Source organism: Streptomyces justiciae (assembly GCF_015163075.1).
GTDB lineage: Bacteria > Actinomycetota > Actinomycetes > Streptomycetales > Streptomycetaceae > Streptomyces > Streptomyces justiciae.
This window is the reverse complement of record NZ_JADDXU010000014.1, coordinates 53,651-70,080: the sequence shown is the minus strand read 5'-3', so window position 1 is coordinate 70,080 and position 16,430 is coordinate 53,651. Positions and strand designations below refer to the sequence as shown.

Annotated in this window: 16 protein-coding genes; 8 read left to right on the top strand and 8 right to left on the bottom strand. The window is 71.3% G+C overall.

The features are described 5' to 3' along the window. The first annotated feature begins 121 nt into the window (after window positions 1-121). Together IQ210_RS32675 and IQ210_RS32670 are read left to right on the top strand one after the other, a co-directional pair. Entirely contained in the window at window positions 122-1,654 is a 1,533-nt protein-coding gene (locus IQ210_RS32675; RefSeq protein ID WP_194082795.1) for a histidine kinase, read from the top strand. Window positions 1,655-2,266: 612 nt separating this feature from the next. After that, window positions 2,267-2,899, top strand: a complete 633-nt coding sequence (locus tag IQ210_RS32670; RefSeq protein ID WP_194082964.1) for a response regulator transcription factor — start codon at window positions 2,267-2,269, stop codon at window positions 2,897-2,899. Between the two features lie 268 nt (window positions 2,900-3,167). Here the strand turns inward: IQ210_RS32670 and IQ210_RS32665 are convergent, their stop codons facing one another. Genes IQ210_RS32665 through IQ210_RS32655 form a run of 3 tightly spaced genes read right to left on the bottom strand, consistent with a single transcriptional unit; the run spans window position 3,168 to window position 6,115 of the window. Further along, a complete protein-coding gene (locus tag IQ210_RS32665; protein WP_194082794.1) occupies window positions 3,168-4,007 on the bottom strand; it encodes a hypothetical protein in 840 nt (279 codons plus the stop codon). Further along, entirely contained in the window at window positions 4,007-4,546 is a 540-nt protein-coding gene (locus IQ210_RS32660) for a SigE family RNA polymerase sigma factor (protein ID WP_194082793.1), read from the bottom strand. The genes IQ210_RS32665 and IQ210_RS32660 overlap by 1 nt, the downstream gene beginning before the upstream one ends. Window positions 4,547-4,597: 51 nt before the next feature. Continuing rightward, window positions 4,598-6,115, bottom strand: a complete 1,518-nt coding sequence (locus IQ210_RS32655; protein WP_194082792.1) for an MFS transporter — start codon at window positions 6,113-6,115, stop codon at window positions 4,598-4,600. A gap of 169 nt (window positions 6,116-6,284) precedes the next feature. Here IQ210_RS32655 and IQ210_RS32650 point away from each other — a divergent pair, with 169 nt between their 5' ends. Further along, the gene (locus tag IQ210_RS32650) at window positions 6,285-8,018 is read left to right on the top strand and encodes an MFS transporter (protein ID WP_194082791.1); all 1,734 of its coding nucleotides are present in this window, start codon (window positions 6,285-6,287) and stop codon (window positions 8,016-8,018) included. A 145-nt stretch (window positions 8,019-8,163) separates the two neighbouring features. After that, window positions 8,164-8,817 (top strand): class I SAM-dependent methyltransferase, encoded by a 654-nt coding sequence (locus tag IQ210_RS32645; protein WP_194082790.1) that lies wholly within the window; start codon window positions 8,164-8,166, stop codon window positions 8,815-8,817. Here the strand turns inward: IQ210_RS32645 and IQ210_RS32640 are convergent. Then, a complete protein-coding gene (locus tag IQ210_RS32640) occupies window positions 8,801-9,010 on the bottom strand; it encodes a chaplin family protein (RefSeq protein WP_194082789.1) in 210 nt (69 codons plus the stop codon). The two genes, IQ210_RS32645 and IQ210_RS32640, sit on opposite strands and share 17 nt — an antisense overlap. A 130-nt stretch (window positions 9,011-9,140) precedes the next feature. On the opposite strand from IQ210_RS32640, the gene IQ210_RS32635 reads away from it, so the two are divergent. From IQ210_RS32635 to IQ210_RS32625, 3 genes are all read left to right on the top strand, one after another. Beyond that, window positions 9,141-10,085 (top strand): N-acetylmuramoyl-L-alanine amidase, encoded by a 945-nt coding sequence (locus IQ210_RS32635; RefSeq protein ID WP_194082788.1) that lies wholly within the window; start codon window positions 9,141-9,143, stop codon window positions 10,083-10,085. 167 nt (window positions 10,086-10,252) lie between these two features. Beyond that, the gene (locus IQ210_RS32630) at window positions 10,253-11,053 is read left to right on the top strand and encodes a DUF5336 domain-containing protein (protein WP_194082787.1); all 801 of its coding nucleotides are present in this window, start codon (window positions 10,253-10,255) and stop codon (window positions 11,051-11,053) included. Between the two features lie 106 nt (window positions 11,054-11,159). Then, window positions 11,160-12,170 carry an LLM class F420-dependent oxidoreductase gene (locus tag IQ210_RS32625; RefSeq protein WP_194082786.1) on the top strand — a complete coding sequence of 337 codons (1,011 nt, stop codon included), beginning with the start codon at window positions 11,160-11,162 and terminating at the stop codon, window positions 12,168-12,170. Here the strand turns inward: IQ210_RS32625 and IQ210_RS32620 are convergent. Further along, entirely contained in the window at window positions 12,167-12,697 is a 531-nt protein-coding gene (locus tag IQ210_RS32620) for a hypothetical protein (protein WP_194082785.1), read from the bottom strand. The genes IQ210_RS32625 and IQ210_RS32620 overlap by 4 nt on opposite strands. A 118-nt stretch (window positions 12,698-12,815) precedes the next feature. On the opposite strand from IQ210_RS32620, the gene IQ210_RS32615 reads away from it, so the two are divergent. Beyond that, window positions 12,816-13,109, top strand: coding sequence for a hypothetical protein (locus tag IQ210_RS32615; protein ID WP_109499129.1), 294 nt, complete (start codon window positions 12,816-12,818; stop codon window positions 13,107-13,109). A gap of 9 nt (window positions 13,110-13,118) precedes the next feature. On the opposite strand, the gene IQ210_RS32610 is transcribed toward IQ210_RS32615, so the two are convergent. Genes IQ210_RS32610 through IQ210_RS32600 form a run of 3 tightly spaced genes read right to left on the bottom strand, consistent with a single transcriptional unit; the run spans window position 13,119 to window position 16,293 of the window. After that, window positions 13,119-14,189 (bottom strand): prenyltransferase/squalene oxidase repeat-containing protein, encoded by a 1,071-nt coding sequence (locus IQ210_RS32610; protein WP_194082784.1) that lies wholly within the window; start codon window positions 14,187-14,189, stop codon window positions 13,119-13,121. Beyond that, complete coding sequence (locus tag IQ210_RS32605) at window positions 14,186-14,920, bottom strand: class I SAM-dependent methyltransferase (protein WP_194082783.1); 735 nt, start codon at window positions 14,918-14,920, stop codon at window positions 14,186-14,188. Before IQ210_RS32605 ends, IQ210_RS32610 begins: the two co-directional genes overlap by 4 nt. Further along, a complete protein-coding gene (locus tag IQ210_RS32600) occupies window positions 14,914-16,293 on the bottom strand; it encodes a glycosyltransferase family 4 protein (protein ID WP_194082782.1) in 1,380 nt (459 codons plus the stop codon). Before IQ210_RS32600 ends, IQ210_RS32605 begins: the two co-directional genes overlap by 7 nt. Between the last annotated feature and the right edge of the window lie 137 nt (window positions 16,294-16,430).

Below are 16,430 nucleotides of genomic sequence, written 5' to 3'. Positions count from 1 at the left end.
CGGGGTGTCAGTTCGGAAGCTCGGATGGGGGCGGGGTTCACGACCGTATGACATTTGTCCTGCGGGATTCCGTACGACTGGCTCTGCCGTGGGGGTGGGCGGGGTTCGTAGCGTGGGAGCCATGACACAGGGGACGCAGGGGAAGCAACGGACAGGGAACAGGCGGCACTGGTGGGGGTCGGCGTCCTGCCGTCTCGAGACGCACCGGGCCCGCAAGTCGTCGGAGCTGCCGGGCCCGCCGCCGACCGGCTTCTCGCTCCTCCCCTGGCTGCTGCTGGGGATGGGCGCGTTCTCCAACCTCTTCCAGGCGGGCACGCGGCAGCCGGTGCTCGGCGGCATCGGCCTGTTCGTCTTCAACTCCCTCTACATCTACGTCGTCTTCCGCGCCTTCACGAAGGAGACCCGGCAGGCCCGCTCCACCCGGGTGGCCCTGGTCCTCATGGGCGCGGTCACCTGCGCCCTGGCCCTCGGCTACGGCGGCAGCTGGCTCTACTTCTTCCCCCTCCTCGGCCTGGCCACCGGGGCGGTCACCCGCGGGCCGTGGCTCGGCAGGACCGGCCTGGCCCTGACCGCGCTGGCGGCGGCCGTCTCCTCGTACCGGGACGGCTGGGACGCGGTGAACATCGCCTACGCCACGTTCCTGTCGACGATGGTGACGGCGGCGATCCTGTCGCTGTCCGAGGCGGTACGGGAACTGCGCGCCGCGCGTGAGGAGTTGGCCCGGCGCGCGGTCGAGGAGGAACGCCTGCGGTTCTCCCGCGACCTGCACGACCTGCTCGGCCACACCATGTCCGTGATCGTGGTCAAGTCGGAGGCGGCCCGCCGCCTGGCCCCGCGCGACCTCGACGCCGCCCTCGCCCAGATCACCGACATCGAGTCCGTCGGCCGCCAGGCCCTCACGGAGATCCGCGAGGCGGTGACGGGATACCGCGAGGGCAGCCTGAGCACGGAACTCGACCGCGCGAGGTCGGTCCTGGAGGCGGCGGGCGTCGCCCCGGTCGTCCACCACTCCGGTCCACCGCTCGCGGCCCAGACCGAGGCGCTGCTGGGGTGGGTGGTCCGGGAGGCGGTCACCAATGTGGTGCGGCACGGGCGGGGGGTGGCTCGGTGCGAGATCTCGGTGGAGGGGGAGGTCGGGAGGGTTCGGGTGCGGGTGGCGGATGACGGGGGTGGGTGTGGCGGTACGGCCACCGCGGGGAGCGGTGCTGGAGCCGGCGCCGGGGAGACGGGCGGAGGCGGCGGTACAGCCACCGCGGGCAGCGGCACTGGAGCCGGCGCCGGAGAGATGGGCGGGGGCGGCGGTACAGCCACCGCGGGCAGCGGCACTGGAGCCGGCGCCGGAGAGATGGGCGGGGGCGGCGGTACAGCCACCGCGGGCAGCGGCACTGGAGCCGGCGCCGGGGAGACGGGCGGGGGCGGCAACACCGGAACCGGCACCGGTTTGCGGGGGCTTCGGGAGCGGCTCGCGGTGGCGGGGGGTCGGTTGGAGGCTGGGCCGGGGGCTCGGGGCGGGTTCGTGGTCACGGCGGAGCTGCCGGTGGGGGTGGGGGACGGGGAACGGTCGGTTGCGCCGGTGTCGGCGTCAGCGTTCGTGGAAACGGTGAGCTCTGGTGGGGCGGGGAGTGGGGTCGGCGCGGGGGCGCGTACCGGTTGAGGGGCGGACGGACGTGTGACAAGGAGGGCGGCGCGGGCTGGTCGCGTCGCCCTCCGGGCGTGGCATGGCCGGAGGGCGGCGCGGGCCGGTGGCGTCGCCCTCCGGGGGTGGCATGGCCGCTGGGTCACGGGGTGCCCGGAGACGCAGGGTTGATGGCGTCGACCGTCAGACGTGGCACGGCCGCTGGGCCACGGGTGCCCCGGAGACCGCGGGCTGATGGCGTCGACCGCCAGACGTGGCACGGCCACTGGGTCACGAGGTGCTCGGAGACGCAGGGCTGATGGCGTCTCCCTCCGAGCGTGGCACGGCCGACGGGTCACGAGGTGCCCGGAGACGCAGGGCTGATGGCGTCGCCCTCCGGGCGTGGCACGGCCACTGGATCACGACGTGCCCGGAGACGCAGGGCTGACGGCGTCGCCCTCCAGCCGTGGCACGGCCGCTGGATCACCAGATGCCCGGAGGCTCGGTCCGGAGGTTGCCCTCGGAGACGAGCATGACGGACACGCAGTCGCCCCCACTCGCCCGTGCCTCTGCCCCGCACCGCGCGCCTTCGCACCGCCCTCACTTCAAGCGCCGCAGGCCCCCGACGCCTACCCTTGGGCCGTGAACGAGATGCCGCGGGACTATCGGCCTGCCAAGTCCATCCGGGTTCTCCTCGCCGAGGATCAGGGCATGATGCGGGGCGCGCTCGCGTTGTTGCTCGGGATGGAGGCGGACATCGAGGTGGTCGCGCAGGTGGCGGCCGGTGACCTCATCGTGGACGCCGCGCTGACGCACCGTCCGGACGTCGCGCTCCTCGACATCGAACTGCCGGGCAAGAGCGGCCTCGACGCCGCCGCCGAGCTCCGCGACCAGGCCCCCGACTGCCGGGTGCTGATCCTGACCACCTTCGGCCGCCCCGGCTATCTGCGCCGGGCCATGGAAGCCGGGGCCGCCGGTTTCCTGGTGAAGGACGGTCCCGTGGAGGAACTGGCCTCGTCGATCCGCCGGGTGCTGACCGGCGAGACGGTCATCGACCCCGCCCTCGCCGCGGCCGCCCTCAGCGCCGGTCCCAACCCCCTGACGGCCCGTGAGTGCGAGGTCCTGAGCACATCGGCGGACGGCGCGACGGTCGCCGACATCGCCGACGCCCTGCACCTGTCGGAGTCCACGGTCCGCAACTACCTCTCCTCCGCCATCGGCAAGACAGGCACCCGCAACCGGACGGAGGCACTGCGGGAGGCCCGCCAGCAGGGGTGGTTGTAGCGCCGGCGCAGCGCGACCGTCCCGGCCCAGGTCGACTAGCGCCTCACCGAAACCGGCAGCAGCCTCACCCACCTGGTCAGGGCCCTCACCGACTGGTCCCTGACCCACCGCCCCGTCATCGCCGAGGCCCGCGACGCCTACGACCGGGACCACCCGGACCACGACATCCACTGAACGCCGTCCGCGCATGCCCTGCGGGGATTCGGCGCGGGCCGGGGCGGACGCCTTGCATGCCCCACCCTCGCACCCCACCCCCGACCGGCCTCCCCTACTGCCTCACCGCCGTCACGTCCGCCGACCCGTACTCCGTCCCCTTCGGTGCCAGGCACACGAACCAGTCCACCGGGGAGCCCTCGGCCGTGCGGATCGCCGGCTGGTCGGTGCTGGTCTCCGCGTTGTTCCGCGGGCGATCGACCTTTGTCGCCGTGCCGTCCTTCCAGGTGCAGGTGACCTGGTCGGCGTTCTTGCCGACCATGCCGATCACCAGGCGTTCCACATGCTCGTTGCTCGTCCTGAAGGGAATCGCGGCGGATTCGACGTCCGTGCCCCTCATGGGGATGTCGGTCTCCTCGAACGCGTCCTCGTAGACGCCCCTGCGGTGGTCGCGGTCGGCGCTGTCGCCGTCGCTGAGGAACGTCACGTACGAGCTCTTGCCGATCAGCTCGGTGGCCTTGGTCACCCCCGTCGGGACGTCGCCGTACTCGCCCATCGCCTCCAGCTGGCCCGCGGCCTGGGACTCGGTCCGCGGTGCCGCCCAGACGTCGATGAGGACCCGCCACTCCTTGCCGTCCTCGACGCCGGTCGCGAGCGTCGTGCGCTGAGGGGTGTAGAGGTCCGCCCCAGTCGCCGTCGGGGCCTGGGTCGCCGGTGGTGCCACCGTGCCGCTCCCGCCCGGCAGCCCCGCCACCGCGAGCGTCGCCGAGGACCCGGCGATCACGAGTGCCGTGGCCGCGGCCACCGCCCAGCGGCGGGCCTTGCGGCGGCGGCCGCCGCGGATCACCGCGTCGTAGGGGGCTATGCCGATCTCGACCTCGTCCGTGGCGTCGGCCAGCAGGAGGGTGATGTCGCTGTTCGTCATGTCGTGGTTCGTCTCCCGGTCCGCGCTCATCACTTCCGCCCTCCCTGCGTCACCATGTCGGCCAGCCCCGGTATGGCGCGGAGTTTCGCGATCCCCTTGGCCGCGTTGCTCTTCACCGAGCCGACGGAACAGCCCATCGCCTCGGCGGTCTGGGTCTCGGTCAGGTCCTCCCAGTAGCGCAGGACCACCGCCTCGCGCTGCCGTGGTGGCAGCTGGGCCAGCGCCTTGAGCAGGGCGCTGCGGTCCTCGGCCTGCGCGATGCGGTCACCGGTGTCGGCGATCTCGCGGACCAACCCCGAGTCGTCCTTGGGAGCCAGGAACTCCCTGAGTTTTCTGCGGTGTTTCCTCGCGTGCGCGTTGATCATCACGCGCCGTACGTACGCCTCCGGGTCGTCGGCCGAGCCGACTCTGCGCCAGGCCACGTAGACCTGTTCCAGGGTCGACTGGACCAGGTCCTCCGCGGCGTGCTGCTCCCCCGTGAGGAGAAATGCCGTCCGCAGCAGCCGCGGCCAGCGGCCGATGACAAAGCTCTGGAACTCAGCGTCCCGAGCCTCCTTGCGATCCCCCATGGGCACCTCCTAGATGTTCAAAGGAGTCCATGAGCCGCCCGGACCGTTGCCTCACTCCGAGGACTTTTCCACCGCGCCCCGGGGAACACCGCCCAAGGAGCCCACGGAGCCCGCGGAGCCCTCGGAGCCCGCGGAACCCGCAGAGCCCGCGGGAACCCCCCGCGGCAGCCACACCAGCATCAGCAGCACACCGCCGATCAGCACCCCGGTCCCCGTACGGAACACCAGCGCGTACCCCTCCGTCAGCGCCTCCGCCGTCCCCCGGTCCCCCGTCCGCTGCGCCGCGACCGTCGACATCACCGCGAGCCCCAGCGAGCCGCCCATCGTGCGCGAGGTGTTGACCAGCCCCGACACCAGCCCGGCCTCCCCCGGCGCCGCCCCCGACGTGGCCAGCGCGGCCAGTGGTGTCGTCGCCAGGCCCGCGCCCAGCATCATCAGGATGCCGGGGCACATGATCGTCACCACGTACCCGGCGTCGACCGTCATCGTCGACTGCCAGGCGAACCCGGCCACCGCCACGCACGTCCCCACGACCGCCGCCCTGCGCGCCCCCACGGCCCGCATCAGCCGCGGTGCCGCCTTCGAGCCGAGGATCACGGCCAGCGAGCTGGGCACGAGGGCGAGCCCGGCCTCCAGCGGCGAGTAGCCGAGCACGTTCTGGGCGTACAGCGTCATGAAGAACCACATGCAGAACATGGCCGAGCCGGACAGGAACATCGCCACGTTCGCCGAGGCCACCGACCGGACCCGGAGCAGTCCGAGCGGCATCAGCGGGGCGGCCGTACGCGCCTCGACGGCGAGGAAGAGCCCGATCAGCGCGAGCCCGACGACCAGCGGAACCACCGCGTCCGCCGACGTCCACCCCGCGGCCTCCGTCCGGGAGATGCCGTACGCCAGTGTCGCCAGGCCTGCGGTCACCAGCACCGCGCCGGGCAGGTCGAGCCGCCGCCCGTCCCCGGCCCGGCTCTCGTTCAGCCACCACAGGGCGCCGAGGAGCACGACGGCCCCGACCGGCACGTTGATCAGCAGGGTCCAGCGCCACGACCACACGTCGACCAGCGCGCCGCCGACCAGCCCGCCCGCCGCGCCGCCGCCTCCGCCCACCGCGGTCCAGGTGGCTATGGCACGCGCGCGTGCGGGCCCCTCCGGGACGGCGGACGTGACGATCGTCAGCGTCGAGGGCGCGAGCACCGCGGCGCCGAGCCCCTGCACGGCCCGCGCGAGCAGCAGCTGCCAGCCGTCCTGGGCCAGTCCGCCGGCGAGCGAGGCCAGCGTGAACAGGCCGAGCCCGACCAGGAACATCCGCTTGCGCCCGTACAGGTCCCCGGCCCGCCCGCCGAGCAGCATGAACCCGGCGAAGGCGATCGCGTACGCGTTCACCACCCATTGCAGCCCGGACGCGCTCATGCCCAGATCGGCCCGCATCGAGGGCAGCGCCACGTTCACCACGGACACGTCCAGCACGACGAGGAACTGTCCGGCACACGCGAGCGCCACCACGACCCAGGCGGGCGGGGCGGTACGGCGAGGGGGCGCGGCGGCGGTCGGGACTTCGGCGGCTCGGGACATGGGCGTAATACTCTCAACCGCCGTGCGCCCCTGGCATCGGGATTTCGGTCTAGGTCCACAGACCCGCCCAGCCCCGCCTCAGGCGCCTAGCGTCAAGAGAAGATAAAGAAATCGTTAGCTGGCCAAAGCATCGGAATAGTTGCCCGGGCACACCGAGTTGCTTGCACACATGAGACCTACGCCGACCGACCAGCCCGCCCGCACCGCAAGCGGCGCCGTCGTCCCGGTGCTCGCCTTCGCGGGCATCGTCGTCGCGGTGATGCAGACCCTGCTCGTCCCCGTCATCAAGGACCTGCCGCAGCTGCTGGACACCGCCCCCAGCAACGCCACCTGGGTCCTGACCTCGACCCTTCTCTCCGGCGCCGTCGCCACCCCGATCATGGGCCGCCTCGGCGACCTGTACGGCAAGCGCCGCATGCTGATCGCCAGCCTCTCGGTCATGGTGGTCGGCGCCCTCGTCAGCGCGCTCACCAGCGACCTGCTCCTGATGATCGTCGGCCGCACCCTCCAGGGCTTCGCCATGGGCGCGATCCCCCTCGGCATCGGCCTGATGCGCGACATGCTGCCCCGCGAGAAGCTCGGCTCGGCGATGGCCCTGATGAGCTCCTCCATCGGCGTCGGCGGCGGCCTCGCCCTCCCCCTCGCGGCCCTGATCGCCCAGCACGCCGACTGGCACGCCCTCTTCTACGGCGCCGCGGGCCTCGGCGCGCTCTCCATCGCGCTCACCCTGCTCGTCGTACCGGAATCGAAGATGCGCGCGGAAGGCACCTTCGACCTCCTCGGCGCCCTCGGTCTCTCCACCGGCCTGGTCCTCTTCCTCCTGCCCATCACCAAGGGCAGCGACTGGGGCTGGACCTCCGGCACCACGCTCGGCCTGTTCGCCGCGTCCGCCGTCGTCCTCGTCCTGTGGGGCGTCTACGAGCTCCGCGCCGCGGCCCCCCTCGTCGACCTGCGCACCACGGCCCGCCCCGCGGTCCTCTTCACCAACCTGGCCTCGATCATGGTCGGTGTCTCGTTCTACGTCGTCTCGCTCGTCCTTCCCCAGCTGCTCCAGCTCCCGAAGGCCACCGGCTACGGCCTCGGCCAGTCCATGGTCGTCGCCGGTCTGCTGGTCGCCCCGCTGGGCCTGACGATGATGTTCACGGCGCCCGTCTACGCCCGTCTGTCCGCCAAGTACGGCCCCAAGACCACCCTCATCCTCGGCATGCTGATCATCGCGATCGGCTACGGCGCCGGCCTCGGCCTGATGAGCGCGGCCTGGCAGAGCCTGGTCATCGCGGTCGTCCTCGGCGCGGGCATCGGCCTCGCGTACTCCTCGCTGCCCGCGCTCATCGTCGGCGCGGTGCCGGCGTCCGAGACGGGCGCGGCGAACGGCCTCAACACGCTGATGCGGTCCATCGGTACGTCGGTGTCCAGCGCCGTCATCGGCATGGTCCTCGCCAACACCGCGAACACCGTGAACGGCGTCGAGATCCCGACCATGCACGGCTTCCGTGTCTCCTTCCTCATCGCGACCGGCGCGGTGGCGATCGGCCTGCTGATGGCCCTGTTCCTGCCGAAGCCCGACCGGGCGCCGCAGCTGCACGCGAGCAGCGAGGAGGACGCGAATCTGGAGCGTGCGGAGGCTGTTCTGCGGGGCTTTCGGGGGCGGGTCCTCGGCGCCGACGGTTCCCCTGTCGCCCGCGCGAAGGTCACGCTGATCGACCGCCGTGGGCGGCAGGCGGGGGCGACGCTGTCCGAGGAGGACGGGAGCTATGCGCTGGCCGTTCCGGCGGAGGGGGCGTATGTGCTTGCCGCACGGGCCTCTGGGCATGGGCCGCTTGCCTCGTCCGCGAGCCATGCCGGTGACGACCGTGCTGTGGACCTGGATCTTTCGTTGCCCGGTGAGACGGTGACCGCGTAGGGGTTCGTTGTCGGGTGCGGGTGCGTTGTGGCTGGTCGCGCAGTTCCCCGCGCCCCTAAAAGCAAAAACACCCCCGTCACCGGGCGTGATGGGGGTGTGGTGCACCATGGGCGCCCATAGCCCCGTACGACCGAAAGGGAACCCGATGACCGCCGCGGTCCCCAAGCCCGAGATCCTCGCCGCGTTCGAGGGTGCCAAGGGATTCATGCCCACGCACGAAGGGCTTGCCCTGTACGCGGCGGCCGTTGAAGCTGGGGCGCTCGGGCTGCCCCTCCTCGAAGTCGGTACGTACTGCGGGCGTTCCGCGATTCTCCTCGCGGACGCTGCCCGCGCGGCCGGGGTGACGGCGCTCACCGTCGACCATCACCGGGGCAGCGAGGAGCAGCAGCCGGGATGGGAGTACCACGACCCGGAGACGGTCGACCCGGAACTCGGGCTGATGGACACGCTGCCGACGTTCCGCCGCACCTTGCACCGGGCCGGTCTCGAAGACCACATCGTGGCGCTCGTCGGCCGGTCCCCGCAGGTCGCGAACATCTGGAACTCCCCGCTCGGCCTCGTCTTCATCGACGGCGGGCACACGGACGAGCACGCGAGCGCCGACTACGAGGGCTGGGCGCCCCATGTCGCGGAGGGTGGGCTGCTCCTCATCCACGACGTGCACCCGGACCCGAAGGACGAGTTCACGGGGCAGGCGCCGTACCGGATCTATCTGCGGGCGCTGGAGTCGGGAGCGTTCGAGGAGATCTCCGTCACGGGGACGCTGCGGGTGCTGCGACGCCTCAGGGCTTCACGTTGAGGTCGAAGTCGACCGGGGTCTGGATGACGTTGCCCGTGCCTACGCCCGGCTCGTTGTAGACGTAGTCGACGGCACAGGCGTCTTCCGGTGGGGTGCAGGGGAACGGGGAGGCCTGGGCCGCGGGCGCGCCCAGTACGACCGCCGCGGCGACGGTGACGCTGACGGTGGCGAGGGCGCCGACTATGGCGCGCATAGGTGATCTCATGGGCGATTCTCGGCATATCCCTCGACCGTGAGCGACGCCGGTGTGCCGTTCGGATGAAACGACCCGCTCGGCCGCAGCCACCCCGCGTCGCCGCTGACCTCTCGCTAGGGTGGCTGTCGTGTCGTACGTAGGCCCGGACTTCGATCCTCCCCAGCCCCGCCGCCCCAGGCGCCGCCCCCTCACGGTCGCGGTGGCCGCCCTCGTGCCGGGCGCGTTGCTCGGATGGCTGGTGTACGAGGCGGTGGGCGGATCGGGCGGGGACGCGAGCGAGGCCGTGGGCACGCCGAGTTCCTCGTCGAGCGCACCGGCGGCCTCCACGTCCGCCCCCAAGTCGACGGACGACGAGAAGCCGAGCCCGACGCCCTCGACGTCCGCCCCCGCGGCCTCCGGCCCCCTCAAGGGCAAGGTCGTCGTCATCGACCCCGGGCACAACCCGAGCAACTTCCAGCACACGGCCGAGATCAACAAGAAGGTGAACATCGGCACGAACTGGAAGGAATGCGATACGACGGGCACGTCCACCAACTCCGGTTACACCGAGGCCAAGTTCACCCTCGACGTCGCCCACCGGCTGCGCACGCTCCTCGAAAAGCAGGGCGCCACGGTGAAGTTGACGCAGGACGGCGACCGTACGTACGGCCCGTGCGTCGACGAGCGGGCCCGCATCGGCAACAAGGCCCACGCCGACGCCGTCGTCTCCATCCACGCCGACGGGGCGGGCGCCGGTCAACGCGGCTTCCACGTCATCCTCCCCGGCAGCGTCCACGCGGGCGCCGCCGACACCCGCCCGATCGTCGCCTCCTCCGCCGACCTCGGCGAGCGCATCGCGGGCAAGTTCGTCCGCGTCACGGGCAGCGCCCCCTCCAACTACGTCGGCGACGGCACCGGCCTCGTCACGCGTAAGGACCTGGGCGGTCTCAATCTGTCAACGGTTCCCAAGGTGTTCATCGAGTGCGGCAACATGCGCGATACCAAGGACGCGGCGTTGCTGACCAGCGGTACGTGGCGGCAGAAGGCCGCGCAGGGGATCTCTGAAGGAATCGTGAGTTTCCTGCGCGGCTAGTGGTTCGCGGGTTGATCCCTGCGGACAGCCTCGTCGGACGGACGATAAGGTCGTCTTTACGATGAGGGGCCACCCCCGCGCTTCACACCGGGGCCTGACGGCGACATGGTGACAGCGACGCCTCCAGCGATGCCGATGATGAGACGACTGAACCGAAGGACCTTGAAGTGAATATCCGCTCCCTCACTCGAGGCGACGGCGTGGTGATCGGAGCAGCGGTGTTGCTGTTCATCGCGTCGTTCCTCGACATCTACTCCCTCGATGGCTACAGCGGCGCTCCGAGCGCGTGGGACACCCTCGACACCGGCATGGGTATCTACATGGGTGGAGTCATCGGTGCTGCCCTGATCGTCGTCAACCGCATCCTGCCGCAGCCGCGCAAGGTCGCCGGTCTGGATCTCGGTGTGGTCGGCGCGGCGTTCACGGTGCTCGTCGTTTGGATCATGTTCTGGGCGCTGGTGGACGTCCCGGACGGCGTCGAGGCGGGTGCCGGTCTCATCCTCGGTTTCATCGCATCGCTGGTCCTCGCCGCCGGTGCGATCGCCACCCCGCTGCTCCCGGCCCTGAAGGGCGCCCTCCTCCCCGCCCCCGGCCCCGCCGCCCCCCAGCCCTACGGCGCCCAGCCCCCCGGCGGTTACGGCTACCCCGGTGCCGGCGCTCCGCAGCCCGGTCAGCCCTACGGTGGTCAGCCGCAGCCGACCGCCCCGTTCAACGCCGGTCAGCCCCAGCCGGGCCAGCCGCAGCCGGGGCAGCCCGCGCCGGCCGCGTCGGACTTCTCGCCGTTCTGGTTCGCCGTGCCCGTCGCGCGCCCCCTCTTCGCCGAGGACGGCTCGCAGACGCCGATCGCCGAACTGGCGCCGGGCACCTGGTACCTGGCCGTCGAGCAGCGTGGCCCGGCCCTCGTCGCGCAGACGCAGGACGGCCGTCGCGGCGTCCTTCAGGACACCTCGGGCATCCAGCGCGGCTGAGCCCGGAGCGACAACCAACGCACGGCCCCTCTCCCTTCCGGGTGAGGGGCCGTTGTCGTACAGTCGCCTCCCCGACCGGAGTCTGACGTACCGTCAGGAGGCAGGCATGCGGCTCGGTCTCGCGCTCGGCTACTGGGGGCGTGGCCCCAACCCCGCTCATGTGCGGCTCGCGCAGGAAGCCGAGTGGCTCGGTTACGACTCCGTGTGGACCGCCGAGTCCTGGGGGTCGGACGTCTTCACGCCACTGACCTGGATCGCCGCCCAGACCTCAAAGATCAAGCTGGGCACGGCGGTTGCCCAGATGGCGGCTCGCTCCCCCACCACGACGGCGATGCACGCGCTCACCCTGGACCACCTCTCGGGCGGCCGCATGATGCTCGGCCTGGGCCTCTCCGGTCCACAGGTGGTGGAGGGCTGGTACGGCCGCCCGTTCCCGAAGTCGCCACTGACCGCGACACGGGAGTACGTCGATGTCGTTCGCCAAGTCCTCAGGCGTGAGGCCCCCGTTGAACTGGCCGGTCGTTTCCACTCCCACCCCTACACCGGCCCCGACGCCACCGGCCTCGGCAAACCCCTCAAGCCCATCACCCACCCCCTCCGCCCCGACCTCCCGATCCTCCTCGGTGCCGAGGGCCCCAAGAACATCGCCCAGACCACCCGTATCGCCGACGGCTGGCTCCCCCTGTACTGGTCCCCCACCCGGCCCGAGGTGTACGAAGCCTCCCTCGCCGACGCCCCCGAGGGCTTCCTCGTCGCGCCCATGGCTCAAGTCCGCGTCTGTGACGACGTACGCGAGGGGCTGCTCCCCGTGAAGACCATGCTCGGCTTCTACATCGGCGGCATGGGGCACGCCCGTCGCAACTTCCACGCCGACCTCATGGCCCGCATGGGGTACGAGGAGGAGGCACGCCGGATTCAGCGGCTGTTCCTCGAAGGCCGCAGGGAGGAGGCGGTGTTGGCGGTCCCCGACGCCTTCGCCGACGAGATCTCTCTCGTCGGGCCGCGTGAACGCATCGCCGAGCGGCTGGAGTTGTGGCGGAAGGGGCCGGTCACCGATCTGCTCGCGCTGGCGCCGGACCGGGACACGCTGCGGTTGCTGGCGGAGCTCAACTCCTAGGAAGAGGTGAGCTGCGCGGTCGACGGCACCTTCTCCGTCACCTCCGCGCCCGCGCTCTTCCCGGCGTCCTTCACCTGGTTGATGACGTCGTCGAAGGTGCCGGCGACACTCGTGTCGCCCTTGCGGAGCTTCGACGGCAGGTCCTTCAACGCGTCGATGCCTGCCGTCAGCGGGGCCACCGCCTTGGCCAGGGTCGGGTCGCCCTCTGCGTTGCGGGAGGCGGCCTTGAGGCGGTTGTAGGCGAACGTGCCTGCCAGGCCCGCCTTCACCAGCGCCACCCTGCGGCCGTCCGCGCCGCTCTTGAACTTCCCCGCCCGCCAGGGCTTCACGATCCACTGGTACGTCGCCCCGGCCGCGAGCCCCGCGTTCGCCACGAACCGGGTCTTGGCGAACTTCTGCCGTTCGGCGGAGGTCGTGGGGGACGCCGCCGCCTCGCTGTCGTCGTCGCCACCGCAGGCCGTGGCCCCGGCGAGCAGGGCGCAGCAGAGGGTCAGTGCCGGCAGCAGGCGGCGAATCGGTGCGGGCACAGCGGCCTCCGGGAGGGTTCGTACACGTCTCCCGGCAGCTTCACCCCGCCTCGCGTCCGCCGCCACCTGGGCGAACCCGTTCGGGTTTCATACCGGGTTGAGCGGCAACCCGACAGGTATGTCCCCTCGATATCGCAGCAGTGCCAATTCGGCCGGCACGGTCATAGCGATCGTCGCCGACATCATGGCCCTCATCCTGGGTCTCTGGATCCTGATGTACCTGCTGGACGCCAACCGGGCCAACGACTTCGTGCAGTTCATCCACGACGCGGCCCTGTGGCTGGCGGGCTGGAGCCATGACCTGTTCACCTTCGACGAGGCGTGGGCGCGGGTCGTCGCCGGGTACGGGCTGGCGGCCGTGGTCTACCTGTTCGTCGGGCACGCCATCGCCAACCGGGTGCACCGCCACTGAGGCGCGTTCTCAGTCGCAGCAGTCCGGATCGAGGCCCCTCGGCAACTGCTCGCCGCCGAACACCTGGCACGTGGCCTCGTCGCCGCCCAGCGCGGCGACCGCGAGCAGCAGCGATCCGGCCGTCCATGTCGTGAGTTCCCGCGGCCAGATCGCGTCGTCGTCGAAGACGTAGCCCGTCCAGTACAGGCCGGACTCCTCGTCCCGCAGGTGCTGGATGGACTGGAGGATCTCCAGCGCGCGGTCGGACTCGCCCATCGCCCAGAGGGCCAGGGCGAGTTCGGCCGACTCGCCGCCCGTCACCCACGGGTTGGGGACGACGCAGCGCACACCGAGGCCGGGGACGACGAAGCGCTCCCAGTCCTTCTCCATACGGGACTTGGCCTCCGCGCCGGTCAACGCGCCGCCCAGGACGGGGTAGTACCAGTCCATCGAGTAGCGGTCCTTGTCCAGGAACCGCTCCGGGTGGCGGCGGATCGCGTGACGCAGGGCCCCTACCGCCAACTCCCAGTCCGGCTGCGGCTCTTCACGCTGTTCGGCGATGGCCAGGGCGCACCGCAGCGCGTGGTGGATCGACGAGGAGCCGGTCAGCAGCGCGTCGGTCGTGAAGCTGCCGTCCTCCTCGCCCTTCCAGCCGATCTGGCCGCCCGGCTGTTGCAGCCGCAGGACGTACTCCATCGCCGCGTAGACCGACGGCCACATGCGGTCCAGGAAGGTGTCGTCGCCCGTCGAGAGGTAGTGGTGCCACACCCCTACGGCTATGTAGGCGACGAAGTTGGTCTCGCGGCCCCGGTCGGTGACCTCCGCGAAGTCCCCGTCCTGGTACGCCGCGTACCAGGAGCCGTCCGTGTTCTGGTGCCGGGCCAGCCAGTCGTAGGCCCGCTCCGCCGCCTCGTGCTCGCCGGCCGCGTCGAGGGCCATCGCGGCCTCGGTGTGGTCCCAGGGGTCGAGGTGGTGGCCGCGGAACCACGGGATCGCGCCGTCCTCGCGCTGTACGGCGCGGATGCCAGCGACGGTCGCGGCGGCCTGTTCGGCGGTCAGCACCCCGGGCAGGACGAGGTGTTCTGTCCGGGGAGTGGTCACTTGGCGTCCACCCGCGGCAGGTGCGGCTTGGTCGCGTACGCCACGAAGCTCTTGCCGATCAGCGGGTTGAGGGCCTGCTCGGCGACCCGGGTCGCGAGCGGCTTCTTCATGATGTCCCAGACCAGGAGCTTGTGGTACGCCTTCACCGGCAGCGCCTTGTCGTTGTCGACGCCGAACGCGCACTTCAGCCACCAGTACGGCGAGTGCAGCGCGTGCGCGTGGTGGGTGCCGTACGGCTTCAGGCCGGCCTCGCGGATCTTCGCCAGCAGTTCGTCCGCCTTGTAGATGCGGATGTGGCCGCCCTCGACCTCGTGGTAGGCGTCGGACAGCGCCCAGCAGACCTTCTCGGGGCCGTAGCGCGGGACGGTGATGGCGATCCGGCCGCCGGGCTTGAGCACCCGGACCATCTCGGCGAGCACGCCCTTGTCGTCGGGGATGTGCTCCATGACCTCGGAGATGATCACGACGTCGAAGGACTCGTCGGGGAAGGGCAGCGCGAGGGCGTCGCCCTCCATGGCGGTGGCGGTGGCGCCCTCGGGGGCCTCGCCCGCCTCCTTCATCGCCGCGAACCACTTCGCGACCTCGCGGATTTCGTCGGCGTTCTGATCCAAGGCCACGACCTGGGCACCCCGTCGGTAGCACTCGAACGCGTGCCGGCCGGCTCCGCAGCCGAGGTCCAGGACGCGGTCGCCCGGGGCGAGCGGGAACCGGGAGAAGTCGACGGTCAGCACGTGGCCCTGCTTTCGGATGAGATGCCTGTCATAGTCACTGAGGCCGCGGAGCGGCCGGGAATCGTGCCCGCGGAGCGGGCCATCGCGTCTCGGTACCTGGCGACCGTTCCCTCTGCGGCTCGGGCCCAGGTGAAGCGGGCCAGTACTCGCTCACGGCCCGCCCGGCCGAGGCGGGCTCTCAACTCCGGGTCACCGAGGAGTCGGCCCAGACCGGCGGCCAGCGCCCCCGCGTCGCCGGGCGGTACCGCAAGGCACGTCTCCCCGTCGGGACCGGCGACCTCGGGGATCGCTCCGCCGGTCGTGGCCAGCAGCGGCGTCCCCGTGGCCATCGCCTCCGCCGCCGGGAGGGAGAAGCCCTCGTACAGGGACGGGACGCAGGCGATCTCGGCCGAGCGGACCAGGTCGACGAGTTCGGCGTCGGAGATGCCCTTGACGAAGTCGACGGCGCCTTCGAGGCCGTACCGCTCGATGGCCTGGGCGACGGGCCCGTCCTCGGCGCGCTTGCCGACGACGACGAGGTGGGCGTCGGGGTGCTCGACGCGGACCTTCGCGAGGGCCTCGATGAGGTAGATGAGGCCCTTGAGCGGGACGTCGGCGCTGGAGGTGGTGACGATCCGGCCGGGCAGCCGTCGTACCGAGGCATCCGGCTTGAACAGGTCGGTGTCGGCGCCGATGTGGACCACGTGGATGCGGTCGTCGCGGACGCCGAGGTGGTCGACGATCTCCTGGCGGGAGGTGCCGGAGACGGTCAGGACCGAGGGCAGTCGGCGGGCGACCCGTTTCTGCATGCGGGTGAAGGCGTACCAGCGGCGGACCGAGTAGCGGCGCTGCCAGCCCTCCGCCGCGTCCAGCTCCAACTGCCGGTCCACGGTGATGGGGTGGTGGATGGTGGTGACCAACGGGGCACCGACGTCGCCCAACAGGCCGTATCCGAGCGTCTGGTTGTCGTGGACGACGTCGAACTCGCCGCGCCGCGCGCGCAGATGGCGGCGGGCGCGGAGCGAGAAGGTGAGGGGCTCGGGGAAGCCGCCGGTCCACATGGTGCCGACCTCGAGGGCGTCGATCCAGTCGCGGTACTCGTCGCGCTTCGGGGTGCGGAAGGGGTCCGGGGAGCGGTAGAGGTCGAGGCTCGGCAGCTCCGTGAGGGACAGCCGGTCCTCCAGGCCCGGGTCGAGGACCGGGTACGGCTGGGAGCCGATGACCTCGACGCGGTGGCCGAGGCGGGCCAGTTCGCGGGAGAGATGGCGGACGTAGACGCCCTGGCCGCCGCAGAACGGGTTTCCCTTATAGGTGAGGAGTGCGATGTTGAGCGGTCGCTCGCCGTCCGCGGCCGGGTCCGCCTGGGACCCCGCCTGACTGGCCTCAGCGGTCACTCCGGGCCCCCTTCTCCCTGCTATTTCCCGCGAGATTACGCCGGGACGCTAATCTAGAACAAGTTTCAGACTTGATCGTCCAAGAGGCTCTGAATCTACCGGCAGGTAGGGGCGGTGTGAGCAGTGGATCAGGTGAT

Bases quoted from the DNA above. Each gene is read 5' to 3' on its own strand.
- IQ210_RS32665 (WP_194082794.1), bottom strand. From the start codon at position 4,007: ATGAGCGCGGACCGGGAGACGAACCACGACATGACGAACAGCGACATC.
- IQ210_RS32645 (WP_194082790.1), top strand. From the start codon at position 8,164: ATGACCGCCGCGGTCCCCAAGCCCGAGATCCTCGCCGCGTTCGAGGGT.
- IQ210_RS32660 (WP_194082793.1), bottom strand. From the start codon at position 4,546: ATGGGGGATCGCAAGGAGGCTCGGGACGCTGAGTTCCAGAGCTTTGTC.
- IQ210_RS32670 (WP_194082964.1), top strand. From the start codon at position 2,267: ATGCCGCGGGACTATCGGCCTGCCAAGTCCATCCGGGTTCTCCTCGCC.
- IQ210_RS32640 (WP_194082789.1), bottom strand. From the start codon at position 9,010: ATGCGCGCCATAGTCGGCGCCCTCGCCACCGTCAGCGTCACCGTCGCC.
- IQ210_RS32650 (WP_194082791.1), top strand. From the start codon at position 6,285: ATGAGACCTACGCCGACCGACCAGCCCGCCCGCACCGCAAGCGGCGCC.
- IQ210_RS32625 (WP_194082786.1), top strand. From the start codon at position 11,160: ATGCGGCTCGGTCTCGCGCTCGGCTACTGGGGGCGTGGCCCCAACCCC.
- IQ210_RS32615 (WP_109499129.1), top strand. From the start codon at position 12,816: ATGTCCCCTCGATATCGCAGCAGTGCCAATTCGGCCGGCACGGTCATA.
- IQ210_RS32655 (WP_194082792.1), bottom strand. From the start codon at position 6,115: ATGTCCCGAGCCGCCGAAGTCCCGACCGCCGCCGCGCCCCCTCGCCGT.
- IQ210_RS32675 (WP_194082795.1), top strand. From the start codon at position 122: ATGACACAGGGGACGCAGGGGAAGCAACGGACAGGGAACAGGCGGCAC.